Raw genomic sequence first — 25,247 nt, forward strand, 5'->3', positions numbered from 1 at the left:
GTCGGGGCTGGTTCAGTCGGGAATGACGGCGGTCCCGTCGATTTCAACGAGCCATTCCGGCCGCGCCAGACAGGTCACGACCACGCCGGTCGATACCGGATGCACGTCCTTGATGTATTCGCCCATGGTGCGGTAGACGGCCTCGCGGTGGCGCACATCGGTGAGGTAGACGACGACCTTGCACAGATGCTCCATCGAGCCGCCGGCCTCCTCGATCAACTGCCGGATATTCTGCATGACCTTGTGGGTCTGCTCGACCGGATCATGGCTTGCGATGTTTTCGGCGGTGTCGAGGTCCTGCGGGCACTGGCCGCGCAGAAAAACGGTCCTGCCGCGCGCCACCACGGCCTGGCACAGGTCGTTGTCGAGCTTCTGCTCCGGATAGGTGTCCTTGGTGTTGAACTTGCGAATGCGCGTATGTGCCATGGGGCTCCCTTTTGCTTGGGCCGATATCGGGACCGATGCGGTATGCTGCGATGCGGCCTATTCCGCCGCTGACTGCAAGCCATCCGAAGGCGCTCGATAATCGCAGTATTTCTGCTGGATCAGGATGTGATCGGCAACATATTTCGCATCGTGCCAGACGCCCCAGATGAAACTCGACCCGCGCCCGGACAGCCAGGGCAGACCGAGGAAATAGAGGCCCGGTTCGCCGGAGACCCCACGCTGGTGAACGGGTTGGCCGCGCTCGTCGCATATGTCGAGTTTCAGCCAGCTGTAGTCGGAGCGAAATCCGGTGGCCCAGATGATCGTGGTGATACCGGCCTCTTCGAGATCGAGCTCGTACACGGGATTGGCGATGCAGTCGGGCGTCGGGCCGAAGACGCGCGCCTCGGGTTCCGCCGGAAGGTTGAGGCCATTGCGCGCGACATAGGCGTCGGCCTCGTCGAGCAGCGACAGGTAGTAGGCATCGCCGCCGGCGATGTTGTCGGCAAGGTCACGGGCGAAGCTGAGGGTACCGTTCTCGAAACCTTCGGTGCGGCCCACCAGCGTCATGCCGTTCTCCGCCAGCCTGCGGAAATCGATGGTCTCGCCGCCGCGCGCGCCGCTAACGGCGATGGTCACATGTTCCGTGCCGGGGGTCTGCGCCTGCAGGTTCCATTTGCCGAGAACCCCGAGCCACCAGACGAAGTCGCGACCGCGATAGGTGCGCGGCGGCCGGTCATGCGGGCCGACGGACAGGTAGACCTTGCGGCCGCTGCGGGAGAGTTCATCGGCGATCTGAACGCCGGACGAGCCCGCGCCGACGACCAGGACGCTGCCGGCCGGCAATTGCGCGGGGTTGCGGTAGTCAGACGAATGTATCTGGTTGACGCCCGCCGTTTCCGGAATGATCGGCGGAATGGCGGGTTGCTGAAACGGGCCGGTGGCCACGACCACGTTCAGGGCTTCGAAGTCGCCCTTGTCGGTCTTCACCATGAAGCCGCGCTCGTGGTCCTTGCGTTCGACGGAAAGAACCTCGACCCCGCAGCGGACAGGCGCATTGATCTTCTCGGCATAGGCGACGAAATAGTCGGCAACGGCATCCTTGTGGATGAAGCTGTCGGGGTCGGCGCTCTCGAATTCGAGGTTCGGGAAACGGTCATGCCAGGCCGGACCGTTTGCGACGAGCGAGTCCCAGCGCGCCGTTCTCCAGCGTTCGGCAATCCGGCTCCGCTCAAGCACGACATGCTGCGTTCCGTTGTTGCTCAGATGCTCGCTCGCCGCGATTCCGGCCTGACCCGCGCCGACCACGATCGTGTCAAATCTTTCCAAAGCCATACTATAATCCCGTCCCACGATCTCCATGAACATCGCGAGTTCATTTGTGCTTCGACGGGAAGCCTACGGGCGCTGCCGGGCAATTGAAAATAACAATTCCGATAGTATGGGTTAGGCGGCGCCTAATTCCCGGCGTGTCAGAACCCGCCGGAAGAAATCCGGAAAGACGGCGCATGAATACGGCGCAATGCGCCGCGGTCAGAAGCGGCTCATCGGGTGCGATCTGGACTGCGGGGCGAATTTCAGAACGGTCAGCCGCCCGAGAGCGGCAGCCGCTTTTCCGTCTTCGCATCGAACACGTGAAGCTGGCCGAGGTCGAAGGCGACGCCCACGCTGTCGCCGGGCCGGACATCGGTGCGCCCGTTCAGGACAAGCGTGAAATCCTCCGCGCCATCGGCGGCGAGATAGGTGCTGGAGCCGGTGCTTTCGACGGTGGCCACGGGGAAGCTCAGCATTGCCTCATCGGCCGGGACGACGCGCAGATGTTCCGGCCGCAGGCCGACCGTGACGGAGTGGCCCTCCGGCAGACCGGTTTCGATGGCGATCGTCTGCGGTCCGCCGAGTTCGAGCGTCAGCGATTTTCCGCCCGGGCCGACGCGCGCCGATACGAAATTCATGGCCGGCGAGCCGATGAAGCCAGCGACGAACCGGTTGACGGGGCGGTCGTAGAGATCGAGCGGCGCGCCCTGCTGCTCGATGATGCCGGCGCGCATGACGACGACGTGGTCCGCCATGGTCATCGCCTCGATCTGGTCGTGGGTCACATAGACCGATGTCGCGCCCAGCCGGTCGTGCAGCGCGCGGATTTCCTTGCGCATCTGCACGCGCAGGGCGGCATCGAGGTTGGAGAGCGGCTCATCGAACAGGAAGGCCTTGGGATGGCGGATGATCGCCCGGCTCATTGCCACGCGCTGGCGCTGCCCGCCGGACAGCTCGCGCGGATAGCGGCCGAGAAGTTCCGACAGCCCGGTCGTTGCCGCAACCTCTTCGGCGGCCTTCTTCGCCTCCGCCTTGGCGACGCCGCGAATGCGCAGGCTGTAGGTCAGGTTTTCCTCGACCGTCATATGCGGATAGAGCGCATAGGATTGGAACACCATGGCCAGATCGCGTTTGCGCGGCGGCACATTGTTCATGGTCTCGCCGGCAATGGTGAGATTTCCGCTGGTGATCTTTTCAAGACCGGCGAGCGAGCGAAGCAAGGTCGATTTGCCGCAACCCGACGGGCCGACCAGGGCGACGAACGTGCCCTTGGGAATGCCGAGATCGATGTCTTTCAGGGCATGATAGGCGCCATAATGCTTATTCACGCCTTCGAACTGGATGTGATACGTCATTTGAGGGCTCCAGAAGTGAGGCCGGACACAATACGGCGTTGCAGAAGAACGAAAATGGCGAGGATCGGCGTTACATAGATCGTCGCATAGGCCATGATCTTGTTCCACTCGGTGGTGTTGGGGCCCATGAAGCTGTTCAGTCCGACGCTGGCCGGCTGAAGCTCGGCGGCCTGGATCATCGACTTGGAATAGACGAACTCGCCGAAGGCCTGCATGAAGATCAGGATGGCGCTGACGAGGATGCCGTTGCGCGCCAGCGGCAGCACGATCCTGAAGAACGCGCCGATCCGGGAATTCCCGTCGACCATCGCCGCCTCCTCAAGCTCGATCGGTACGCTCATGAAGGTCGCGCGGACGAGGACGACGAAGAACGGCATGCTCTTGGCCGCAATCGCAAGGATCACCGCGAAGCGCGGAAATTCGAGCAGCCCGACCTGCGAGAAGCCGACGAAGATCGGCGTGATCATCAGCGACGCCGGCAGGACCTGCAACAGAAGGATCAGGAACAGGCCGGCATCGACCCAGCCGCTGCGATAGCGGGCGAGCACATAGGCGCAGCCCACGCCGAGCGCCGCAATCAGCGCGACGGAGCCGGTGGCAATCACCAGCGAGTTCCAGAGATAGCGCGCCATGTTGCGGCTCGCCCAGACATCGCCATAGGTCGCCCACTGCGGATCGGAGGGCAGCAGGCGCGGCGGCGTGGCAAACATCGCCGAGCCGGTCTTCAGGCTGGTGACATACATCCAGTACAGCGGAAACAGATAGACGATCGCCAGCAGGATGGCGATGGCGAGCATCAGGCGGTTGCGGGACGTATCGCTCATCCTCTCACCTCATGGCGCGTGGAACGGACATAGACCAGCGAGGCGAACATCACGAACACGATCATGATGACCGAAACCGTCGCGCCCTTGGCGAAATCATACTGGCGGAACGACAGATCCCAGGCCCAGTACTGGGCGACATTGGACGAATTGTTGGGACCGCCGTCGGTGATGGCGGCAAACAGGTCGAACTGCTGCAGGGTGAAGATCAGGCCGAGCGCCACGACCGCGCCGATCGTCGAGCGCATCATCGGAAGCGTGATGGTCCAGAACCGCTGGAACACGTTGGCGCCGTCAAGCTCGGACGCCTCGTAGAGATCGCGCGGGATCGAGGACAGGCCGACCGAAAGCAGGATCATGTTGAACGAGGTTCCAAGCCAGATATTGGCAAGGATCACCGCCCAGAGGGAATAGGACGGGTCCGAGCGCCAGTAGATGTTGCCGTCCGTTATGCCGGTCGCCGTCAGAAGGAAATTGAGAACGCCGTAATCGCCCGACAGGATCCAGTTCCAGATCGCGCCGACGACGAGGCCGGGCATCACCCAGGACACCAGGAACAGGCCGCGCAGCCAGGAGGCGCCCGGAAACTGGGTGCCGAAGAACAGGGCGAGGCCGAAGCCGAGGACGAACTGGCCGGCAATGGAGGCAAGAACGAAGACCGCCGTGTTGAGGAGAATGCCGAAGGTTTCCGGCTGGCGGAAGAGATCGACATAGTTCCGGAAGCCCACAAACGGTCGCGCGAGCTGGCCCATGCTGAACATGTCGACTTCCTGAAAGCTCATCAGCACATTGTAGAGCAGCGGCAGGCCGGACAGCAGGAACAGGAAGGCGAGCGGCACGGCCACCAGCGTGATATCGAAGCCGCGACCATCGGTCAGGCTGGAAAGGATGCGTTTCATGTCTCCTCCGGCGTTGCCCGTAAAACCATCCGCCCCGCCGAAGCGGCGCGGATGGTCTCTCCGGGAGGAAAGGGTTCGGCGGCCCCTATCAAGGACCAGGGCCGCCGGTCAGGCTGAGATTACCGGTCCGGGACGGCGGAAATCTTCTGGGCGGCCTGGTCCAGGGCGGCCTGCGGGTCCATCTGGCCCGTCAGCGTGGCCTGGATGGCATCCTGGATCGCCTTGGAGATCTTCGGCCATTGCGGATGCGGACCGCGCGGCTTGGCGTATTTCAACTGCTCGACGAAGGTCGCCAGCGCCGCATCCTTCAGTTCATTGCCCGTCGGCGGGATCGCGATGTCGGAACGGGCCGGAATCTGGCCGTAATTCTCGAACATCGTGTCATCCTGCGAGACGAAATATTCCAGCACCTCGAAGGCTTCCTCCGGATGCTCGGTGCTGGAGAAGATCGCCCAGTTATAGTCGCCCATGGCCGAGGACCGCTCGGCGCCCTCTTCCGGTACGGGCAGCAGCGCGACGCCCCAGTCGAAATCGGCATCCGCGAGCATGCGGTCGATTTCCCACGGACCGGAAATGGCCATGGCGGCATTGCCGGCGTTGAAGGTCGCCGTTGCGTTCCATTGGCTGTTGGTCAGGGTATCGGGAGAAGCGAGCTTCTCGTCCATGATCTCTTTCCACGTCGCCAGCGCTTCGACCGCGCCTTCGGTGTTGATGTTGTCATAGGTCGCACCACCCATCTGCGCCCATGGCAGGAACTGGAAGGTGCCCTCCTCGTTGGCCTTGGCCGAGAAGGCCAGACCGTAGACGTTGTTTTCCGGATCGGTCAGCGTGCGGGCCGTCTCGACAAGCTCGTCCCAGGTTTCCGGCGGCTGGTCGGGATCGAGACCGTGGGCGCGGAACATGTCCTTGTTGTAGTAGAGCGCGATCGTGTTGGTGGCCTTCGGCACGGCGTAGTATTTGCCGTCCCAGGTCGCCGATTCCAGCGGGCCGGGGAAGTAGTTTTCGGCATTGATGACATCCGAATTCGCGATCATGTCGGTGAGATCGAGAAACGCGTCGCGCGAGGCGAACATCGCCGTGTTCGGGTTGTCGATCGCGATGATGTCCGGCGCGTTGCCGGTGGCATAGGCGCGCATGGCCTCGCTGACGACGTCATCGAACTGGATCTCGCGATAGTCGACATGGATGCCGTTATTAAGAGCGTTGAACTCCTTCACCAGATTGGGCGCGGGCTGGATATCCTTGTCCAGCGACCAGACAGTGATCGTCGTATCCTCGGCATGGGCGGCAACGGCGAAGGCCGATACGCCGGCAAGCGCGACGGCGCCTGCCATAAGGGTCTTGCGAATTGTCATTTTCTCCTCCTTTTGATTTTTCGCGTCATCCCGGCTCCCACGGCCGGAGAAGACGGCTATTGCGGATCGACGACGAATTCGCCGCCCCGGCAATTCTTCAGGTGGTTCAGCGCGTGAACCTGCCCCGTCATTTCCAATTCATCGCGATAGACCGGGTCGTGCCAGCCCTCGATGTCGATTGAACCGGACCAGCCGGCGAGCCTCAGCTCCGAGATCACATCGGTCCAGTTGGTATCGCCGAAGCCCGGCGAGCGCATGAAGACGAAGGGATGCTTGCCGAAAACGCCATGCTCGCGGATCACCTCCCAGCGGATGGTGGCGTCCTTGCCATGCACGTGAAAAAATTTGTGCGCCCATTTGCGGATCTGCGGCAGCGGATCGATGAGGTAGACCATCTGATGGCAGGGCTCCCATTCGAGCCCGATATTGTCGTCCGGCGTCTCGTTGAACATCAGTTCCCAGGCGTCGGGATTGTGGGCGATGTTCCAGTCGCCGGTCTGCCAGTTGCCGTCCATGGCGCAATTCTCGAAGGCGATCTTCACGCCCTTGTCGGCCGCGCGTTTTGCAAGCTCGCTCCAGATCTCGCGGTAGCGCGGCAGGCTGTCCGTCAGCGGCTTGTTGCGGATGCGGCCGGTAAAGCCGGCAACGCAGGTCGCGCCGAAATGATGGGCATTGTCGATGCAATCCTTCCAGCCCTGCAGCGTCTCGCGATCGATATCGGTGGTCTCGAGCGGATTGCCGAACATGCCGAGCGTCGAGATCGTGATGTCGCGGTCGCCAATGGCCTCGCGGCAACGCTTGCCGAGTTCGGCAAGGTCCTGACCGCGCGTGGACTGCCAGAAGAAGGGCTCGAAGCTTTCGAACCCCATGTCGGCGATCTTGGCGATGCGTTCGGCCGCTCCGCCTTCCGTTGCCTTGATCATGGTGCCGATGCGGATCGCTTTTGCGGGATTGGTCACGAATTCATTCCTTTATTTGCAAATCGACGGGAAGGCCGGTGCGCGCGCTTTCGATCGCACCCATGACCATTGCGAGGCTCTTGATATTGTCATCGCTTGAGGTTTCCGGGCGGGTCCCGTTCAGCACCGCCCGGACGAAATCGATCATCACACTTGCGTGGCCGTGAACCTCTCCCTCATCGGGAACCGGCGGCATGTCGAGCGCCGTGAACCCGTGCAGAAGTCCCGGCTCCTGACCCGCAATCGTGACTTCGAAATCGCGGTCGCCATCCCAGGTGATCATTCCGCGCGAACCGACCAGCCGCCAGCGCCCTTCCCAGCTCGTCGGGCGGCCTTCCGCGCACCATGAGCCGCGATAGGTCAGAACCGCATCGCCGGAGAGACGGTAGATGGCATTCGCCGCCGCGCCATGGGCATACCAGGAGCCGGCCGGATTGGTTTCGACGCAGTAGACCGAGAGCGGAGTCGCGCCGGAGACGAACCGCGCCGCATCCAGTGTATGGACGGCCATGTCGAGCAGCAGCACATTATCCATGGCTTCCCGGAAACCACCGAAATGCGGCCCGAGAAAAAAGTCGCAGTGAACGCCGGTGATCTCGCCGATCAGGCCATCCGCAACCGCGCGGCGCAAGCGGCGGATGCCGGGAATGAAGCGCCGGTTCTGGACGATGGCGTGGATCTTCCCGGCTTCCGCCGCAAGCCGCACGAGATCGCGCGCTTCTTTCAGGGAGGCCGCAAGCGGCTTCTCGCTCAGCACATGGCAACCATGGCTGAGGCCGGTCGCGGCAACGGAATGGCGTGCGGCGGGAATAACCACATCAAACAGGAGGTCGGCATCGCAACGCTGCAGCGTATCGGCCAGATCTGTGCCGATGATGATATCGCCAAGATCGAATTCGGCCGCCAGCGCTTCGGCGGTGGCACGGTCCAGATCGACGAGACCGACGAGATCGATCGAGTCGCGAAGCTCTTCATTTGCCTGCAGCGCGCGAAGCCAGCCCTTGGCCATAGCTCCGCATCCGCACAGGACGGCTTTCATTTTCACGTATTTCCTCCCTTCGGGCGGCAAATTCCTTCTCCAGGCCACCCGTAAACGTTTACGGAACTATGAACGGCTTCATGAATATGTCAATAGATTTTCCGTAATCGTTTACGAAAAGAATCGTGGAGAAAAGCCGATGGCCGGCATTCGCCAGCTCGCCGATCATCTCAATATTTCCATCGGCACGGTGTCGCGCGCCCTGAACGGCAAGCCAGACGTCAATTCCGAGACCCGTCGCCGCGTGCTCGAGGCGGCCGAAAAGCTGGGCTATGTCGCCAATCAGGCGGGCCGCGCCTTGCGCCAGGGCAAGACCGGCATTGTCGGCTTCATGATGGAAACCGATCCGGAGACCACCCGCTACGGCGATCTGTTCTTCGCCAGCGTGTTCGATGGCGTGCAAAGCGTATTGTCGCGTCACCAGCTCGATCTCGTGACCCTGCTCTGCTCCTCCAGCGAAGAGCCGGACGCCTATCTCGACCGTATCGTCGCGCGCGGTTTCGCCGATGCCATCATTCTGTCCGGCACGCGAAGGCACGATCCCCGCTTCGAGCTTCTGGCGCGGCGCAAGATCCCGTTCATTCCGCTCGGCCGCAGCCTGACCGATGTCGGCCAGCCCTGGATCGACCTCGATTTCGAAGGCATGGCGGAAACGGCGGTCAACCGCCTCGTCGCGAGCGGGCATCGCCGCATCGGCATCATCTGGCCGCACGGGGATTACAACCTCGCCTATATCTTCGTCGACCGGATCCGCGAGACGCTGGCGCATCACGGCCTGTTCCTTCCCGACGCCTATATTTTCAAGGGCCCGCCCAACGAGGATGGCGGATACCGGATCGCCAGGGACATCAAGGCATGCGAGGAGCCGCCGACAGCCATCGTGCTCGTCAACGAGGCGATTGTCATGGGTCTTTACCGGGGGCTCTCGGAGGTCGGCCTGAAGCCCGGCAGGGACCTCGCCATCATCGGCCGGCACAGCCCGCAGACGGATTTCCTGTCCCCGAGCCTGACCTCATTCGACCTGTCGCTGCGCGATCTCGGCATTGCCCTTGCGGAAACCCTGCTCGGCTCCATGCCCGCCTATCGCGAGTTCTACCCCGACATCGTCAGCCGGCGGATCTGGCCGATGACGCTGGTGGAAGGCGAAAGCGGCTGACGGCGCGGGCGAATGGCTAACCGGGTCTACAGCGAAGACACCAGGTGCCCGCCGTCGACCGGCAGGTCGATACCGGTGATGTGGCGGCCCGCGTCGGAGGCAAGCAGGAGCAGCGGGCCTTCGAGGTCGGAAATCCTGCCGATCTTCTTCATCGGCGTCCTTGCGATCAAGGCGAGGCCTTCGGGCGTTTCAAAAAAGCCCGCATTCATTTCCGTCTCGATATAGCCCGGACAAAGCGCATTGACGCGAATGCCGTGAGCGGCCCAGTCGAGCGCTAGACATTTGGTGAGGTGCGAGGCGCCAGCCTTCGACGCCGAGTAGGCGGCCAGTCCGCGTGAGGCCCGAAGCGCGGTGATCGACGAGATATTCACGATCGATCCGCCGGTCCCTTCCCGTTCCATGCGGCGCGCGACGGCCTGCGCGACGAGAAACAGACCGCGCAGATTGGTATCAAGCGTCTTGTCCCAGTCGCTGGCGGAGATTTCGAGGGACCTGCCGAAGGTCGCCACACCCGCGTTGTTCACCAGAATATCGATGTGGGGCGTAACGGCGTTGACCGCGGCCTCGACGGAATTCTCGTCGGTGACGTCAAGCGCCACGACCTGAACATCGGCTCCGCCGTCCACGAGCTTGCGCTGCAAGGCCTCGAGTTTTTCCACGCGCCGGGCAGCCAGCGCGAGCCTTGCCCCATGCCGCGCGAAAATTTCGGCGAAGCCTGCGCCAAGGCCGCTCGATGCGCCCGTTATCAAGACTGTTTTGCGTTTCAGATCCTCAAACATTCCGTTCCCCCGAGCAGCCTCAGACAACAACCAAAATCAGCCATTCGCAGACCAATGCCGGTTTGTCCTCGTGTTCGATATCTACGGTCACGTCGAGCGTCAGTTGCCACTGGCCCGGCTTTCGCGCGACAAGGTCCTTGAGAACAAAGCGGCCTTTTATCCTGGAGCCGGCCTTGACCGGCGAGACCATGCGCACCGAATTGAAGCCGTAATTCACCGAAAGCGAGACTCCCTCGATGGCCCCGACGGCATCGTCGAAAAGGGCCGAGAGCAGGGAGAGCGACAGAAAACCATGCGCGATCGTGGTCCCAAACGGCGATTTTCGGGCGCGATCCGGGTCGACGTGGATAAACTGATGGTCGTCGGTCGCCTCCGCAAACCGATCGATGCGGTCCTGCGAGACCTCCCGCCAGTCGGAATACCCGATCTCGCGGCCGATTCTGGACTGCAACGCCTCCAGACTTACCGATGCGCTATCCATTAAAGAACCTCGAACAGCCCGGCCGCGCCCATGCCGCCGCCGACGCACATGGTGATGACGACATATCTGATGCCGCGACGTTTGCCCTCGATCAGAGCATGCCCGATCATGCGGGCGCCCGACATGCCGTAAGGATGGCCGATGGAAATCGCGCCGCCATCGACGTTGAGACGATCATCGGGAATGCCGAGCGTGTCGCGGCAATAAAGCACCTGAACGGCAAACGCCTCGTTCAGCTCCCAAAGCCCGATATCGTCTATTCCGAGACCGAATCGTTCGAGCAGTTTGGGCACGGCGAAAACCGGGCCGATGCCCATTTCGTCCGGCTTCGTGCCCGCGACCGCCATGCCGACATAGCGCCCGAGCGGCGTAAGGCCGCGCCGTTCGGCAAGGCCGGCCTCCATGACGATAGCGGCCGAGGCGCCATCGGAAAGCTGGCTCGCATTGCCCGCCGTGATCACGCCGTTGTCGCGCACGGTCTTCAGCCCCGCAAGGCCCGCGGCATTGGTCTCCGGCCGGTTTCCCTCATCCTTTGTCAACGTCACCTGACGCTGCGACACCGCGCCGGTCGCCTTGTCGACGACATTCATCACCGCTGTTACCGGGATGATTTCGGCGTCGTAGCGACCCGCCGCCTGCGCTGCCGCCGTTCTTTGCTGGGATTGCAAGGCATAGGCGTCCTGCGCCGCGCGGCCAATCCCGTAACGCTTCGCCACGACTTCGGCGGTATCAATCATGGGCATGAAGGTGTCGTCGTGCATGGCGACGAGCTCGGCATCCATGTCGATGCGCTGACTTTCGGTCTGCACCGTGGAAATGGATTCGACGCCGCCGGCGAGTACGACATCCATGCGATCGACAATCACCTGCTTTGCCGCCGTGGCGATTGCCATCAGGCCGGAAGAGCACTGCCGATCGATCGTCATGCCGGGCACCGTGACGGGCAACCCCGCCCTCAGCGCCGCGGTGCGGCCGATCGTGTGCTGATAGCCCTGCGGCAGCGCCGAACCGATAATGCAATCGTCAATCTCGCCGGCGTCAACTTGAGCACGCTCCACTGCCGCCTTGATTGCGTGCGCGGCGAGGCTGGGCGCTGGCAGATTGTTGAAGGCGCCGCGATAGGCCTTGCCGATCGGCGTGCGCGCCGTGGAAACGATAACTGCGTCGCGCATTCAAGCCCCCTGCCCTGCTGAAAACCCGGCGTTCTGCAATTCGAGCGCGCCCTGGGCCGATCCGCTTTCAGGCACCAGCATTTCGTCGGCATCCCCAAGCTCTTCCAGTCTGGCGAGGATCTGTTCGGCCACATCATCGCTAGCGCCAAGATACCGTCCCTTGGACAGGGTGATCCGGGCGGTCTCAAAACTGCCCGCGCCGGCGCACAGAATGGTTTTCGTCGGGGCTTCATTGGCCACGAGCGCCAGCACCGCGGGACTGACCCTGGAAGGATCGAGCGCGGCCAGCACATCATCCGGCATCAGGCCTTCGAGCATGCGCGTTCCGGCCGTCGGGGCCAGGCAATTGACCTTGATGTCGTATTTCGCCCCTTCGAGCGCCAGCGTGTTCATCAGACCGACCAGCGCGAGCTTGGCCGCGCCGTAATTGGCCTGACCGAAATTGCCGTAGAGACCGGTTGAGGACGTCGTCAGCACGACCCGGCCGAAACCGCGGCTGCGCATGCCGTCCCAGACCGCTTTGACGCAATTGACGGACCCCATCAGATGCACGTCCAGCACCAGCCGAAAATCGTCGAGATCCATCTTGGCAAAAGATTTGTCCCGGAGGATCCCCGCATTCGCCACCAGGATGTCGACCTTGCCCCAGCGCGCCTCGGCATCGGCGACCATCGCCTGCACCTGGCCAAAATCGGTGACATCGGCGCCATTGGCCATCGCCGCGCCGCCTGCGGCCGTGATCTCGTCGACGACCTTGATTGCCGCCTCGGTCGAGCCGCCCGAGCCATCGACCGCGCCGCCGAAATCATTGACGACGACGCTTGCGCCGCGCCGCGCCAGCAACAGCGCGTGCTCCCGCCCGAGACCGCCGCCCGCGCCGGTCACGATCGCCACCTTGCCGGTCAAGTCAATTGCCATCTGCCACCTCCTCCAGAAATGCGAATATGGGCCACGCGGATGGTGGCCGAGGGATATTCACGATGGGTCAGAGATACCCGTCGCTCAGGGTGGTGTCAAATTTTTTGTTTATTTGTACTGTTTTCTGGAAGGCTCCAGTGACGCCCCTCGACGAGAGCGGTCAGATCGCGACGAAATTCCTGGCTGACATGCGCCAGATCCGTTGTCGCCGTTCCCATGCAGGTGATGCGGATATGTTTGCCGATAAACAGAAATTGCGCCATGAACGCAGCCAGGGAGGCGTGCTCGACCTGCATGATGGAGAAGATGCGCGTCCAGGCCTGTCCCTGATCGCGTATCGCCTCCCATACTCTGGTGCGCAGTTCCGCCTCACGCGCGGCCTTGAGCCAGATGCCGTAGCTGGCGAGGTTGTAACGGCCGAATTCGGTCACTTCCCGCAAAAACACCGCCGCAGTCAGGTCCACCAGACGCGGAAGATCGAGCGCCTTGAAGTCGACGCCGGTCATCACTGTCCGGTAGCGCTCTTTCGAGTTCTCGAACAGTGCATTCTGCGCCTCGCGCAGCAGTTCGGACGGCTTTGAAAAATAGTAGGCCGGCGCCGCCGGCGTCAGGCCGGCCTCCCTTGCGACGCGCTTGTAGCTGACGGCGCCGGCGCCCTGCCGGATCAGGATATCGACCGTGGCGTCCAGAATGCGCTGGCGCGTGGCGCGCGCTTTCGGCGTCAGCCTGGCGGCCTGGCTTTGGTCCGCCGGGTCATTGCCGGCTTCAGAAGGCGACCACGCCACAAGCGGATCTTCGCCATGCAGAAGGACGCGCTCGATTGAGTGCGCGTCCACCCCCAGGGCAAGGACGACGATCTGGAGACCGATGATCTGGTCGATGACGGTGCGCGCCGATATCCCCGCGTCCTCGCCGTCGTGCAAGGTCACGATCTCCGTCCAGACGTCTTCCAGACGGCCTGCCCACAACCGCCTGAACGCCTGATCTTCCGGATGCCGGACGGATTCCAGCAAAAGCTCCATCCAGCACAGGGAGTCGGCGCGGTTTTTGCTGGCCGCGTTGCACAGCAGCCGGCAGACCAGTTGACGAAGACCCATGGCGGGGCGGGGTGCGCGCCGGCAGCGCCGAGCATAGTTCTCGAAGGCCGACACATAGTCGTTCAGCAGGGTGTTGGAGACATCCGCGACGATGTCGTCCTTGGTCTTGTAGTAATAGGTTGTGGCTGCAAGCCCCACCCCGGCGCGCTCGGCCACCAGACGGTGCGTGAGATCGGCAAGATCGCGTTCGGCGATAATGTCGATCGCCGCGCGGACGATTCTGCGTTTCGTTTCGACGGAGCGCGCTTGCCGGGCGGTTTTTCCGCGCACTTCCAAGTTCGGCAACTCCCGGTCCATTCGAATCCCCGCGCACAGCAATAGAGGCTATATACACACAGATTCCGCGCGGATGAACCGTTCTGAAGGGCCGTTTTAGACAACCGCTCCGAACTGCTCCGGCTCAAAGCTGAAACAGGTATCGTCCAGTGCGGCCACCAGTTCGAACTGCGCGAAAACCTTCGGCAATTCGTATCTGAAGAAATACCGGCAGGTCGACGTCTTGCCCTGGTAGAATGGGGCGTCGGCCTCACTGGCTGCCGGCAGCGCCCTCGCCGCCGAAACGGCCTGCCAGAGCCAGATCCATGCGATAACGACATGGCCGAAGGCGTCCAGATAGATCGTGGCGTTGGCGAGGCTGAGATTGACGTCGCTGGCTGAAACGACGCGCTCCGTCACCTCGATCGCCACTGCCAGCGCACGCTCAAGTGCAACTGCCTCCGCGTCCAGCCCCGCCACCTCCCGGGCCTCGGCGATGGTCCGGCGGATCCGCCCGGCGAGCGATTTCAACGCAGCGCCGTCCTGCATCCTGACCTTGCGCCCCAAGAGATCGATACCCTGAATGCCATGGGTGCCCTCGTGGATCGGGTTGAGGCGGTTGTCGCGATAGATCCGCTCCACCGGGTAGTCGCGTGTGTAGCCATAACCGCCCAGGATCTGGATGGCGAGCTTGTTGGCCTCCAAGCAGAATTCGGACGGCCAGCTCTTGACCACCGGCGTCAGAATGTCGAGCAGCAAGCCCAACTCGGCCTTTTCGTCAGGGTCCTCTGCCACCGTCTGCCGGTCTATCAGCATGGCCGAATAGGCGATCAGCGCCACAGCACCCTCGACGGAAGCCTTTTGCGCGATCAGCATGCGCCTGACGTCGGCATGTTCGATAATCGGCACCTGCGGTTCCATCGGATTCTTGTTGTGCGGATGCCGACCTTGCGCACGCTCCCCGGCATAGTGCAGGGAGTGCAGATAGCCCGCAAGGCCCAGCATGGCGGCCGACTGGCCGACGAAAATGCGCGCCTCGTTCATCATATGGAACATGTAGGCAAGGCCCTTGCCCGGCTCGCCGACGATCTCGCCGATGCAATCGCCGCCCTCCCCGAAATTCAGCAGGCAATTGACGCAGCCGCGCTGGCCCATCTTGTGATTGAGGCCCGCCAGGGACACGTTGTTCCACGCGCCTTTTGCGCCCTCCTCGCCGATCCGATAACGCGGCACCATGAAAAGCGATATGCCCTTCACCCCCGGAGGGCCGCCGGGAATTTTCGCCAGCACGAGATGAAGGATATTGTCGGAAAGTTCGTGGTCACCGCCCGAAATCCACATCTTGCTTCCCGAGATGTTATAGAGCCCGTCGGCGCGCGGCGTGGCCTTGGTCGTGATGTCGGACAGGGATGAGCCCGCCTGCGGCTCGGAAAGGCACATGGTGCCAAAACAACGGCCATCGAGCATCGCGGGCAGATATTTGGCCTTCTGCCCTGGTGTGCAGAACACGCTCAGCAGGTTGGCATTGGCAATTGTCAGGTTTGCGTAATTGGCGAGGCTGACATTGGCCGCGGCGAAGATCCCGTTGGCCAGGACCGAGATGACATAGGGCAGTTGCAGCCCGCCATCTTCCTCGCTGAAACTCATGCCGAACAGGCCCGCATCGGCATAGGTCGCCAAAGCCGCCGCGGCCTCCCGCGGCATGACAACTTTGCCGTCGACGAATTGCGGCTCCTCGGCATCCAGAACCGGCGCCAGGGGCAGGAAATGATCGTCCGCGATCGCTTCGGCGGTGTCCAGAACCGCGCTTATCGTTTCGCGGTCATGCGCGGCGAAACGGTCGTGCCTGAACAGGTCCTCAAGCCCGAGCATTTCAAACAGAACAAAATCAATATCCCTGCGCTGCACAATCTCCGACATGCGTCCCTCCCCTTCTCCGCCAGAAGACGTAAACCATGCTGCATCCGCGCGCAAGTTTTTTGTGTTTATGTACGAAGTTATATGATGCGGTGCCGGCCTCCGCCTGCTCTCGTCTTTGAGGCACCGGAAATGAAATGGTTAAGTCAATTGTTTACTCGATGGGTTGCTTCTTTCGTCCCGTCAGCTTGGGTATGATGTCTGTGCGGATAGCCGAAGGCCATCCTCGCCGCCCGGCATGATGCCGGTAAGCGAGAAAATCTGCGGCCCGATTGACGGCCGTCTGAGATGCGATGATGAGGGGTGGTTCCCACGCCCCAAAGCGCGGCGAAGAAAAACAGCCACGCCGTTCTCCTTGAACAGCGGCAATTTGGCGCCCCTCCCCCGGGGACAAGATCGCCCAGACGTGAAATGCGGCGGTCGCCAGCCGATGCGCGATATCACCGGGCCTTCATTCAAGCCGCGAGAGCGATCGCGAGTTGGCGACGAGCGAAGTATTTCTCATGATCAAGTAACCGTCGCGCCTAGCTCTGTTTGGTGGGAAGGCCGGAATGGCGCCGTCGCCATCGATGAGGTTTGCGTCACGCAAAGCCCCTGCCCTGCCCATGCGAAGTTCGCCGGCGGAGGCGCCCTTCCCTCCCTGCGGACAATGGGCGCGCACGTTGAAGATGCGAAGGCTCGTTCAGCGCGCCGCTGCCGTTCCGTTCCTGTCGGTTGGCTTTCGCCAACGTCGTCGAGTTGAGCGCTGCAATCAACGCGATTTTAGGCCGGCGGCAGACAATGGCCAGCTTGCTGATGCGGTTCGGCCTTCGCTACCCAACCGGTTCGCACCCGCGCTGTCGCCGGCCGCGAAATCCGGGAGGTTGCAATTGCCGGGCATTTCGAGATGATTGACGACCTCGCCGGCGGCGACGCTGGCGGTCTGTGCCGAATCATCGCCCGGCATATCGGGCGACCTAATAACTCCTATCTTCTGGCGTATGACGTCGTTGCGCTCGCTACGCCGGCGGGAGGTCTTGATTTTATCGCGTAGCGCCGGCGCTGGCGCGGAGTTTTCAATTGAAAACAATCGGACGTCGGCGCCCGGCAGTCTCGGCGTCGTGCGGATGGCCCAGTCGACTGATCGGACGGTCGGGCCTGCAAAGAGGTTTTCAATTGAAAACGCTCCGATAGTTATAGCGCGCCCGAAGCGCCAGGCGCGAGCCCTTCGATGTCTACGATATGCTCCGAAGTGTTGCGTGGCGTAGCGCGCGACCGCTTAACGTCGTTCCTGTGGCGAATGACGCCGGCGGCATGACCCTCGAGTCGAACTGTTGGCCACATCACCCGTCTATGAATCTAATGATGAGTTTTCAATTGAAAACAACCGGGCGGCGGATCGGGGTAAGGTGGTGTCGCCGACTCGTCTGGCCGGGTGACATCGCCACGCCGATCGTTGAAAAGTCCTCCAGTGTAAACGGAGAAGCCACCGGCGAGCCTCCTCGATTTCCACTCAGTCGGATTCTGACTTGCAGGAATCACATCGCAGCTTCGCTGCGAATTCCATCAGGCGTGGCCGGCGAATACCAACCGCAGAGCATCTTGGGATTGGTGCAACGGAGGCGGGCGCGCTTCTGCAGTATCGGGCGAAATGAGGAGCTCAGCTCTCGATAGTCCGGCGCGTTACTATAAGATCTGGGTCATCGGGCGGCAGGCTAACTGCTCGATGATATCGTCGTTTGCGTCCACCACGCGAGTTTGAGCGCCGTAAGAGGACGCCATCCACCTGCCAGTGATGCCGCGTTGGCGCCCCCATCTAGGCTGCCTTGCGCCTCGACGGTGATCGTCAGATGTCCGCGTGCATCTCTCTGGCTAACAGTCTTGAGCGGCGGCTTCAGACAGTACCGTACGGCATGACCAAAGGGGTATCGTCCTTCGAATCCTGTCTGGCGGAAAGACGCGTGGCGAACACGGCGGAGAGCGTGTCGGCGGTGATGGCGGTATCCCTCCGGCTGCCCGGCGAGTAGACGGGTTGGTCCACAGCGATTGACGCGGAACATGGGGGACGCTTCAGAGGGAAGGGGCTGTTTACGCAACCGCGTTCGGTGGCGCGTAGCGGCTTCTTCGTCTCAGTCCAGAGAAAGGACAAAGCGTATCGTCGACAGAGCGGCCGAACAGATCAGAACACTGGCTTTCGTTCAACTGACAAACACCGGCGCTACAATGCAGGGGAGGCCGGCGTCACGCCAAATGTTCCAACACTCGAACGAGCAGGCCGTGGCGCGCCGCGCCCGTTAATATTTGATTAACCAAAAACCCCTTGCAGAATCGGTGCGAGTCATGCAGCGTTGACGCAAATAAAGTGAAATCGGACAGGAAACCGTCAGATGACCGAAACAGCCGCATATACCGCGACCGGCGACACAGCGGCAAAGATCGAGGATTACACCGACCGGCTGTCCGCTGAGCTGCAGTCGATGCGCCAGCGCATCTATCCGCCGGAGGCGCATAAGCAGTTCACGCGCACCTTTTCGACCCTCGATCTCGTAAAGCTGCTCGATGTGCCCGAAAGCACATTGCGGGCAATGACCATTGATGGCAAGGGGCCGCAGCCCTCGCGCGCGGATAATAACCGGCGCATCTATCAGGTCGGACAGCTTGCCGAGCTGCGCCAGTTTCTGGCCGACCGCCGCCCGGATGATGCGCTCAGGCTGTGGCCGCGCCGCAGGGGAGGGGAGAAGCTTCAGGTCGTCGCCACCGCCAATTTCAAGGGCGGCAGTTCCAAGACCACGACATCGATCCACCTGTCGCATTATCTGGCGCTGCAGGGCTACCGGGTGTTGTGCATCGATCTCGATCCGCAGGCCTCGATGACCTCGATCTTCGGCCTCCAGCCGGAATTCGACGTCGGCGAGAACGAAACCGTCTATGCGGCGCTGCGCTATGACAATGAGCGCCGGCCGCTCGCCGATGTCATCCGCGAGAGCTATTTCCCCGGCATCGATCTCATCCCGGGCAATCTGGAACTGATGGATTTCGAGTTCGATACGCCGGCCTATCTCGCCCAGCGCGAGCGCGATGAGCTTGGCCTGTTCTTCGAGCGGCTTAAGAATGCGATCGCCTCGGTCGAAGGCGAGTATGATTTCGTGGTGCTCGATACGCCGCCCTCACTTGGTTACGCGACGCTGGCCGCGCTTTATGCGGCGACCGGTCTGATCGTCACGGTTCATCCGGCGATGCTCGATGTCGCCTCCTGCAACCAGTTCCTGATCATGATTTCCGATCTCGCCGATACGCTCGCCCAGTTCGGCGCCCGGTTCGATCATGATTTTCTGAAATTCCTGATGACTCGGGTCAATCCCAATGACGGGCCGCAGAAATACATGTCGAGCGTGATGCGGCGGCTGTTCGAAAACGACGTGCTGGTCTACGAGGCGATCGAATCGACCGCGATCGCCGGCGCCGGCGTTGCCAAGAAATCACTCTACGAACTGGAAAGCGGCGAGGTCGGCCGCGAGGCCCTGAAGCGCGCGATCGAGAGCGCCGACAATGTGAATGGCGAGATCCTGGCGCTTCTTCGGGCCGTATGGGGCAGGGCATCATGAAGAAGAACATCCTGAAAATGATGGCGGAAGCCAACAGTGAGGAGAAGGGACCGGAACCACCGGTCCCCTCGCCGCTTTCGCGTTCCAGGCGCGGTTCGTCCGTGGTCAGCAATGTCGGCAAGGCGCTGAACACGCTGTCGGAATCGAGCAGCGTCGTGCTCGATCCGGGCAAGATCGACGCCTCGCCCTATCGCGACCGTTTCGAAAGCGATGGCGAGGCAGCTGAGGAAATCGAAAGCCTCGCGGCCTCGATCCGCGCCGAAGGGCAGAAAATGCCGGTTCTGGTCCGGCCGCACCCCAAGGCCGAAGGCCGCTATCAGCTCGCCTACGGCCATCGCCGGCTCGCAGCGATCCGTCTGCTCGCCGCCGAAAGCCGGACGCCGGCCGAGGTGACGATCCGCGCCTATGTTCGCCCGCTCGATGACCGGGAACTGCTGGTGGAGCAATCGCTCGAAAACGGCGTGCGCGAGAACCTCACCTGGATCGAACAGGCGCTGTGGGCGGCGCAGCTGCGCGAGGCGGGTTTTTCCAGCGTCGCGATCGAGCCGGTGCTTGGCCTTTCCAAGACGCCGATCTCGCTGATGCTGAAAGTGGCCAATGCGGTGCCAAACGATATCATTTTCGCCATCGGTCGCGCCAAGGGCGTCGGCCGGCCGAAATGGATGGCGCTTGCGGAAACCTGCCTGAAGGGCGGGGAGGAAGCGGCATCACGCATACGAACCATCCTCGACAACCAGGCCTTCCAGTCCGCCGATGCCGCGCAGCGCATCGATCTCGCGGTGAAGGCCGCGCGCGGCGGCGAAGACAGGCCCGCGGAGAAATCCGTGCGCGAACTGGTCAGCAATGGCAGGAGCCTTGGCCGGATCGCTACGGGTGCCTCCGGCACCACGATATCGATCGCAAGGCAGGAATCCGGCTTCGCCGAATGGCTTTCCGAGCGCCTGGATGCCCTCGCCGAGGAGTATTTTTCATCAACCACCGGCGCCAATCGCGACGATTAGAACAGCGATGCCCGGCGGGCGGTAAACGAAACGGCAAAAAAGGAGAGAAACAGACAAAAGAAAAGGCCCCCAAACGACAAGCGTCCGGAAGCCGATAAGTTCTTAGCACCTACTGATTCGCATTTCCGGCCGTTCCAGTCAAGTGGCTGCAGTTCATTCCTTGGGCTGCGGACGGGATTTCTTTTGCCTTTTTGAGAGGTGAAACCATGGACAATGCGATGACAACGACGCCCTTTGGGCGGCGGCCGATGTCGCTCGCGATGCTTTCAAGCCAGAAAGCGGCGCGAGAAGCCCCCAAGGGGGCGCGGCTCAACAAGTGGAAACTGTTTCATACCGTGCGCGAGGCGCGGACAGCGCTTGGCGCGAGCGATCGCGGCCTTGCGATCCTGAACGCGCTTTTGACCTTCTATCCCGAGAACGAGCTTTCGGAGGAGACCGGCTTCGTGGTCTGGCCCTCCAATGAGCAGCTGATCGCGCGCGCCAACGGCATTTCGCCGGCAACGCTGCGCCGCCATCTGGCGGTCCTGGTCGAGTGCGGCCTGATCATCCGTCGCGACAGTCCGAACGGCAAGCGCTTCGCCAGGAAGGGCAGGGGAGGGCAGGTCGAGCAGGCCTATGGCTTCGACCTGTCACCGCTCGTTGCGCGGGCCGAGGAGTTTGCCGCGATGGCCGAGACGATCGCCGAGGAGCGGCGGGCGTTGAAATGCGCCCGGGAACGGCTGACGCTTCTGCGCCGCGATATCGTCAAGATGATCGAGGCCGGGCTTGATGAGGGCGTTCCGGGCGACTGGGCGAAGATGGGTCGTGTTTACCGCGACATCATTGACCGGCTTCCGCGTGTCCCAGACCTGACAATCGCTGAGGATATTTGCGATGCCCTGGCTCTGCTGCATGAGGAAGTGCGTGAGACATTGGAAAATCACGTAAATTTGCAAAATAAGAACGCCAATGAGTCTCATGCTGAGCGCCACAAACAGAATTCAAACCCAGACTCACAATATGAATCTGAATACGGCTTAAGAAATAAATCAGAAACGAGCGGCAGCGGCAGCGCCGGCGACACCGACAATCTACACAGCCTGCCGAAACGAGAGATGCCATTGGCACTGGTGCTGGACGCGTGCGAGAGCTGGCGCGATCTGGCAAAGGGCGGCTCCATCCGCAACTGGCGGGAGTTTCTGGGCATCGCCGAGATCGCCCGGCCGATGCTGGGCGTAAGTCCCAGCGCCTGGCGCGAGGCGGCGGAGGTCATGGGCGACAAACAGGCCGCGATCACCCTCGCCGCGATCTATCAGCGCGGCAACGAGATCATCAGCGCCGGCGGTTATCTTCGCAACCTGACAGAGCGGGCGAGAGACGGTCAATTCTCCGTCTGGCCGATGGTGATGGCCCTGTTGAGGGCACGGATCGAGGCCGGAAATGCCCCGCAAACGCCAAAACCCGATGACGACGGGAGAGGGGAGGGCGGTCGCGACCATGCACTGTCGGTCTCGCCCGCTTTGGCACGGTCAATGAAAAGGCCACCGCGATGAGACAGCCGGAAATCGCAGACTGTGCGGTGGGAGGGGGCGCCGCTTGCCTGCCGCTTGAATTGATCGAAACGGGACCGAACTTGACGTTTTCCGCACGGTCCAGGACCTTCTTCGGTGCTATTTCCAACCTGATGTGAGGCATTGAGGAAATCGATCGTGACGGAGCATTCTGGAAAAAAACATCTGCGGACAATATTGATCACCGGCGCGACGGACGGCCTCGGCCGTCGGGTCGCCGAGCGTCTGTGTTCGTCGGACACGCTCCTTCTTCTCCATGGCCGAGATGCCGAACGCGGCAACGCGTTGACGCGCGCGATCAGGGCAAACGGCGGACATGCGTTCTTCTATCAGGCGGATTTTGCGTCTCTTGCCGCGGTGCGCGAGATGGGAGAAGCGATTGTGGCAGAACACCCGCATCTGGATACGATCATAAACAATGCCGGGATCGGTGGCGGGGAAAGACGTCTGAGTGTCGATGGCTATGAACTCCATTTCGCCGTCAACCACCTCGCGCATTTCCTGCTAACGGAGCTCTTGTCTTCCAGTATGGGCCGACGGGGATTTTCCAGGGTGATCAATGTTGCCTCGGCATCTCAGTTCCCGGTGGATTTCGACAATGTTATGCTCGAACGTGACTATGACGGCTATCTGGCCTATTCGCGCAGCAAGCTTGCCAATATCATGCACGCTTTCGAACTGGCGGATGCCTTCCGGGGAACGGCTATTACCAGCACTTGCCTTCATCCGGCCAGCATGATGGATACGGGCATGGTCCGGGCAGGCGGCGGACGGCCGATGACATCGGTCGATACCGGGGCGGATGCGGTGCTGGCTCTGATCAGCGCGCCGGCTGAGGCTGTTTCCGGGCGCTATTTCTCCGGAAAACGAGAGGCGCTCGCCCATGAACAGGCCTATGACGCCGCAGCGCGCCGAAAGCTCTGGCAATTCAGCATGGACTACGTGGACACGGCGCTCAGCGACCCGTCGTCTGAACGCGCTGCGCGACTTTACTGAAATCACGCCGGACCATCTCCAGGCCCGCGAGCGGAAACGCGACCGCGATGCACCGCAGGACGCGGTCTCGACGCGAGTTCTGCCTGCCGGCGGGACCTATGTCATTGCGGTCAATGCGACAGTCGCCGGGCAATGGTAGGATTTATCATCAACAAAAACGTATTCGTGACGGCGACGATGATCGCCAAGAGCGGCCTCAAGTGACCCTCGGACAGGCATAGCGCACAGCAATGGCAGAAAAGCACGCTCCAGCCCACAAGATATCAAGCCGTCCGGGCATCGGTACCACGGCACGGATCGTCCAAAGCCAACCCTTGCGGTTCAGCCGGGTGGTGGTGGGCGATCCGATGCTGATCGTCGTCAAATACGGGAGGAAGGAGCTTCACGCCCCGGACTTCGAGTGTGTGCTGGAGCCGGGTGACGCCATCGCGATCGGCGCCAGGCAGGCTTTCGACATCGTCAATACACCGGGGCCCGATGGCCAGTATCAGGCCGACTGGCTGGTTTGGGACCCGGCGTTGGTCATGGCCTTTACGCCGTCCGATCCGGCTGGGGCGTTCATCGACATTGCAATTGATCTCGGAAGACTGACGGGAGAGTTCGCGCGTGCCATCGACAGCGCGCTTGATGCCATAAGGCATCCGGGCCATATCCCCGATGCGGTTGCAAGGCACCGCCTTGTCGAGGTCCTGGTCTGGATCGAAACATGCGGCGGCCATTTCGCGCATCACAGGCCGGAAACCACCAGCGGCCGGGTCCGGCATTTCGTCGGGGCTTCGCCCGATAGCATGTGGTCGGCGCCGCTCGTCGCTTCGAAGCTCGGTATGAGCGAAGCGACGCTCCGCCGTCGCCTGGCGCATGAAAAGACCTCTCTGAGCGATCTGATAGCAGACGTGCGCATGTCCGTTGCGATGCAACTGCTTCAGTCTACCGACTTGCCGGTGTCCCGCATCGCCCTGGATGTCGGTTATGGTTCAGCGTCGCGTTTCGCGATCCGGTTTCGTCGCCGCTTCGGTTTCGCGCCAAGCGCAATAAGGGGACACAAACGGCCCGCGGCGGAGATTGCCAACAAGAGATGAGGCGTCGCATGTCATCAGCGCCGTTCTGCTGCCACTCTTCGTCGGATACCTCAACGACGCTCGCTTGCCATTGTGTTTCATCATCTGTGGTGCGGATCGCGCGTCCGACCATAACGGAACTACAGCCCCGCCGCCTTGGTGAGATTGACCCTGAAGCGATCACGTCTGCGCTGATAACGCCTTGTCATTTCGGCGGACGCATGGCCTAGCTGCTTTTGCACGTAGCGCTCGTCGACCTCGGCCGAGGAGGCGAGGCCGGCGCGCAGCGAATGGCCGGAGAACAGTTTTACTCGTTCGGCCTCGGGCAGCTCGCCGCGAATGCCGGCGGCAAGAACGGTCTTCTTGATGAGGCGGGCAATTTCCTGGTCCTTGAGCCGTTCGGGACCGACCACCTTGCCCTTGCCGGTGACGCGGCGGAACAGGGGACCGTGGCCGATCCTGCCGAGCTTCAGCCAGGTTTCCACGGCATGGACCGGGCAGGTGAGATCCGAGGAGCCGCGGCCGATTTCCACCTCGCGCCAGCCGGTCTTGCCGCGCAGCGTCACCAGCATGCCCTTGTCGAGGATTTCGATCCAGCCGTTGCCGTCCTCGGTCTGGTCGCGGCCGCAATCGAGCGCGACGATTTCCGAGCGGCGCAGACCGCCGGCAAAGCCGATCAGCAGCATGGCGCGATCGCGCAGGCCCCTAAGCGTGCCCCGGTCGAGCGTTTCGACCATGGCGATCAGCTCCTCGGGCAGGATCGCCTCCTTCTGGCGCGGCGGGGCCGCATGACGATTGCGGATGCCGGCCAGCACCGTGGCGATATGGCGGTCGCGGCGATCAAGCGTGAGACCGCGCTGCGCATAGTTCCACGCGATTGCCGACAGCCGCCGCTCGATGGTGGAGACCGCGCTCGGCTTTGCCCGCGGGGCCGCTTCGCCTGCGGCGAGCGCCGTGATGTAGAGCCCGACCGTCTCGGGATCCGGGGTGAGGGCGGAGAGCCCCTTGCGCCGGCACCAACTTGAAAAATGCGCCCAGTCGGCGGCATAGGCGCGCCTTGTATTGGCCGAACTCGATGCGTCGACATAGCCCCGTGCGCGTTCGACCAGCGG

At 62.1% G+C, this 25,247-nt stretch carries 22 protein-coding genes; 6 read left to right on the forward strand and 16 right to left on the reverse strand.

All coding sequences use genetic code 11. The features are described 5' to 3' along the window. Positions 1-12: 12 nt before the first annotated feature. The 8 genes from K7H91_RS09610 to K7H91_RS09645 form a co-directional block, all read right to left on the reverse strand. Complete coding sequence (locus K7H91_RS09610; protein ID WP_018063365.1) at positions 13-426, reverse strand: RidA family protein; 414 nt, start codon at positions 424-426, stop codon at positions 13-15. A 57-nt stretch (positions 427-483) separates the two neighbouring features. After that, positions 484-1,761, reverse strand: a complete 1,278-nt coding sequence (locus K7H91_RS09615) for a flavin-containing monooxygenase (protein WP_230720012.1) — start codon at positions 1,759-1,761, stop codon at positions 484-486. Between the two features lie 251 nt (positions 1,762-2,012). Further along, positions 2,013-3,095 (reverse strand): ABC transporter ATP-binding protein, encoded by a 1,083-nt coding sequence (locus K7H91_RS09620; RefSeq protein WP_230720013.1) that lies wholly within the window; start codon positions 3,093-3,095, stop codon positions 2,013-2,015. After that, positions 3,092-3,919, reverse strand: coding sequence for a carbohydrate ABC transporter permease (locus K7H91_RS09625; protein WP_230720014.1), 828 nt, complete (start codon positions 3,917-3,919; stop codon positions 3,092-3,094). The genes K7H91_RS09620 and K7H91_RS09625 overlap by 4 nt, the downstream gene beginning before the upstream one ends. Further along, the gene (locus K7H91_RS09630) at positions 3,916-4,818 is read right to left on the reverse strand and encodes a carbohydrate ABC transporter permease (protein ID WP_230720015.1); all 903 of its coding nucleotides are present in this window, start codon (positions 4,816-4,818) and stop codon (positions 3,916-3,918) included. Before K7H91_RS09630 ends, K7H91_RS09625 begins: the two co-directional genes overlap by 4 nt. Positions 4,819-4,937: 119 nt before the next feature. Further along, a complete protein-coding gene (locus tag K7H91_RS09635) occupies positions 4,938-6,173 on the reverse strand; it encodes an ABC transporter substrate-binding protein (protein ID WP_230720016.1) in 1,236 nt (411 codons plus the stop codon). Positions 6,174-6,229: 56 nt separating this feature from the next. Further along, positions 6,230-7,132: a sugar phosphate isomerase/epimerase family protein gene (locus tag K7H91_RS09640; RefSeq protein WP_230720017.1), complete on the reverse strand. Its 903-nt coding sequence runs from the start codon at positions 7,130-7,132 to the stop codon at positions 6,230-6,232. A 4-nt stretch (positions 7,133-7,136) separates the two neighbouring features. Beyond that, positions 7,137-8,177, reverse strand: coding sequence for a Gfo/Idh/MocA family protein (locus K7H91_RS09645; protein ID WP_230720018.1), 1,041 nt, complete (start codon positions 8,175-8,177; stop codon positions 7,137-7,139). Positions 8,178-8,310: 133 nt separating this feature from the next. Between K7H91_RS09645 and K7H91_RS09650 the strand changes: the two genes are divergently transcribed. Further along, positions 8,311-9,327: a LacI family DNA-binding transcriptional regulator gene (locus tag K7H91_RS09650; protein WP_230720019.1), complete on the forward strand. Its 1,017-nt coding sequence runs from the start codon at positions 8,311-8,313 to the stop codon at positions 9,325-9,327. Between the two features lie 26 nt (positions 9,328-9,353). Here K7H91_RS09650 and K7H91_RS09655 read toward each other — a convergent pair whose 3' ends face one another. From K7H91_RS09655 to K7H91_RS09685, 7 genes are all read right to left on the reverse strand, one after another. Next, complete coding sequence (locus tag K7H91_RS09655) at positions 9,354-10,106, reverse strand: SDR family NAD(P)-dependent oxidoreductase (RefSeq protein ID WP_230720020.1); 753 nt, start codon at positions 10,104-10,106, stop codon at positions 9,354-9,356. Between the two features lie 19 nt (positions 10,107-10,125). Beyond that, positions 10,126-10,587, reverse strand: coding sequence for a MaoC family dehydratase (locus K7H91_RS09660; protein ID WP_230720021.1), 462 nt, complete (start codon positions 10,585-10,587; stop codon positions 10,126-10,128). Beyond that, on the reverse strand, positions 10,587-11,759 hold the full coding sequence (locus tag K7H91_RS09665; RefSeq protein WP_230720022.1) for an acetyl-CoA C-acyltransferase: 1,173 nt from the start codon (positions 11,757-11,759) through the stop codon (positions 10,587-10,589). The genes K7H91_RS09660 and K7H91_RS09665 overlap by 1 nt, the downstream gene beginning before the upstream one ends. Continuing rightward, the gene (locus K7H91_RS09670) at positions 11,760-12,677 is read right to left on the reverse strand and encodes an SDR family NAD(P)-dependent oxidoreductase (RefSeq protein WP_230720023.1); all 918 of its coding nucleotides are present in this window, start codon (positions 12,675-12,677) and stop codon (positions 11,760-11,762) included. A gap of 95 nt (positions 12,678-12,772) precedes the next feature. Next, complete coding sequence (locus K7H91_RS09675) at positions 12,773-14,071, reverse strand: TetR/AcrR family transcriptional regulator (protein WP_230720024.1); 1,299 nt, start codon at positions 14,069-14,071, stop codon at positions 12,773-12,775. Positions 14,072-14,146: 75 nt separating this feature from the next. Beyond that, on the reverse strand, positions 14,147-15,949 hold the full coding sequence (locus K7H91_RS09680) for an acyl-CoA dehydrogenase (RefSeq protein WP_230720025.1): 1,803 nt from the start codon (positions 15,947-15,949) through the stop codon (positions 14,147-14,149). A 748-nt stretch (positions 15,950-16,697) separates the two neighbouring features. Next, positions 16,698-17,015 (reverse strand): hypothetical protein, encoded by a 318-nt coding sequence (locus K7H91_RS09685; protein ID WP_230720026.1) that lies wholly within the window; start codon positions 17,013-17,015, stop codon positions 16,698-16,700. Positions 17,016-18,312: 1,297 nt separating this feature from the next. Between K7H91_RS09685 and repA the strand changes: the two genes are divergently transcribed. The 5 genes from repA to K7H91_RS09710 all read left to right on the forward strand — a co-directional run bounded on the left by repA (position 18,313) and on the right by K7H91_RS09710 (position 24,156). Next, complete coding sequence (gene repA / locus K7H91_RS09690) at positions 18,313-19,530, forward strand: plasmid partitioning protein RepA (protein WP_230720027.1); 1,218 nt, start codon at positions 18,313-18,315, stop codon at positions 19,528-19,530. After that, complete coding sequence (repB, locus tag K7H91_RS09695; protein WP_230720028.1) at positions 19,527-20,531, forward strand: plasmid partitioning protein RepB; 1,005 nt, start codon at positions 19,527-19,529, stop codon at positions 20,529-20,531. The genes repA and repB overlap by 4 nt, the downstream gene beginning before the upstream one ends. A gap of 206 nt (positions 20,532-20,737) precedes the next feature. Beyond that, positions 20,738-22,063, forward strand: coding sequence for a plasmid replication protein RepC (repC, locus tag K7H91_RS09700; protein ID WP_230720029.1), 1,326 nt, complete (start codon positions 20,738-20,740; stop codon positions 22,061-22,063). Positions 22,064-22,219: 156 nt separating this feature from the next. Then, a complete protein-coding gene (locus K7H91_RS09705; protein WP_230720030.1) occupies positions 22,220-23,077 on the forward strand; it encodes an SDR family NAD(P)-dependent oxidoreductase in 858 nt (285 codons plus the stop codon). Positions 23,078-23,307: 230 nt separating this feature from the next. Further along, positions 23,308-24,156, forward strand: a complete 849-nt coding sequence (locus K7H91_RS09710; protein ID WP_230720031.1) for a helix-turn-helix transcriptional regulator — start codon at positions 23,308-23,310, stop codon at positions 24,154-24,156. Between the two features lie 119 nt (positions 24,157-24,275). Here K7H91_RS09710 and K7H91_RS09715 read toward each other — a convergent pair whose 3' ends face one another. Then, on the reverse strand, positions 24,276-25,244 hold the full coding sequence (locus tag K7H91_RS09715; RefSeq protein WP_230720035.1) for a tyrosine-type recombinase/integrase: 969 nt from the start codon (positions 25,242-25,244) through the stop codon (positions 24,276-24,278). Positions 25,245-25,247 lie beyond the last annotated feature (3 nt).

The organism is Martelella mediterranea, from assembly GCF_021021415.1.
Taxonomy (GTDB): Bacteria; Pseudomonadota; Alphaproteobacteria; order Rhizobiales; family Rhizobiaceae; genus Martelella; species Martelella mediterranea_C.

What these genes read in the sequence shown, in the direction of transcription:
- K7H91_RS09610 (WP_018063365.1), bottom strand. Translation starts at nt 426, where the DNA reads ATGGCACATACGCGCATTCGCAAGTTCAACACCAAGGACACCTATCCG.
- K7H91_RS09615 (WP_230720012.1), bottom strand. Translation starts at nt 1,761, where the DNA reads ATGGCTTTGGAAAGATTTGACACGATCGTGGTCGGCGCGGGTCAGGCC.
- K7H91_RS09620 (WP_230720013.1), bottom strand. Translation starts at nt 3,095, where the DNA reads ATGACGTATCACATCCAGTTCGAAGGCGTGAATAAGCATTATGGCGCC.
- K7H91_RS09625 (WP_230720014.1), bottom strand. Translation starts at nt 3,919, where the DNA reads ATGAGCGATACGTCCCGCAACCGCCTGATGCTCGCCATCGCCATCCTG.
- K7H91_RS09630 (WP_230720015.1), bottom strand. Translation starts at nt 4,818, where the DNA reads ATGAAACGCATCCTTTCCAGCCTGACCGATGGTCGCGGCTTCGATATC.
- K7H91_RS09635 (WP_230720016.1), bottom strand. Translation starts at nt 6,173, where the DNA reads ATGACAATTCGCAAGACCCTTATGGCAGGCGCCGTCGCGCTTGCCGGC.
- K7H91_RS09650 (WP_230720019.1), top strand. Translation starts at nt 8,311, where the DNA reads ATGGCCGGCATTCGCCAGCTCGCCGATCATCTCAATATTTCCATCGGC.
- K7H91_RS09655 (WP_230720020.1), bottom strand. Translation starts at nt 10,106, where the DNA reads ATGTTTGAGGATCTGAAACGCAAAACAGTCTTGATAACGGGCGCATCG.
- K7H91_RS09660 (WP_230720021.1), bottom strand. Translation starts at nt 10,587, where the DNA reads ATGGATAGCGCATCGGTAAGTCTGGAGGCGTTGCAGTCCAGAATCGGC.
- K7H91_RS09665 (WP_230720022.1), bottom strand. Translation starts at nt 11,759, where the DNA reads ATGCGCGACGCAGTTATCGTTTCCACGGCGCGCACGCCGATCGGCAAG.
- K7H91_RS09670 (WP_230720023.1), bottom strand. Translation starts at nt 12,677, where the DNA reads ATGGCAATTGACTTGACCGGCAAGGTGGCGATCGTGACCGGCGCGGGC.
- K7H91_RS09675 (WP_230720024.1), bottom strand. Translation starts at nt 14,071, where the DNA reads ATGGACCGGGAGTTGCCGAACTTGGAAGTGCGCGGAAAAACCGCCCGG.
- K7H91_RS09680 (WP_230720025.1), bottom strand. Translation starts at nt 15,949, where the DNA reads ATGTCGGAGATTGTGCAGCGCAGGGATATTGATTTTGTTCTGTTTGAA.
- repA (WP_230720027.1), top strand. Translation starts at nt 18,313, where the DNA reads ATGACCGAAACAGCCGCATATACCGCGACCGGCGACACAGCGGCAAAG.
- repB (WP_230720028.1), top strand. Translation starts at nt 19,527, where the DNA reads ATGAAGAAGAACATCCTGAAAATGATGGCGGAAGCCAACAGTGAGGAG.
- repC (WP_230720029.1), top strand. Translation starts at nt 20,738, where the DNA reads ATGGACAATGCGATGACAACGACGCCCTTTGGGCGGCGGCCGATGTCG.
- K7H91_RS09710 (WP_230720031.1), top strand. Translation starts at nt 23,308, where the DNA reads ATGGCAGAAAAGCACGCTCCAGCCCACAAGATATCAAGCCGTCCGGGC.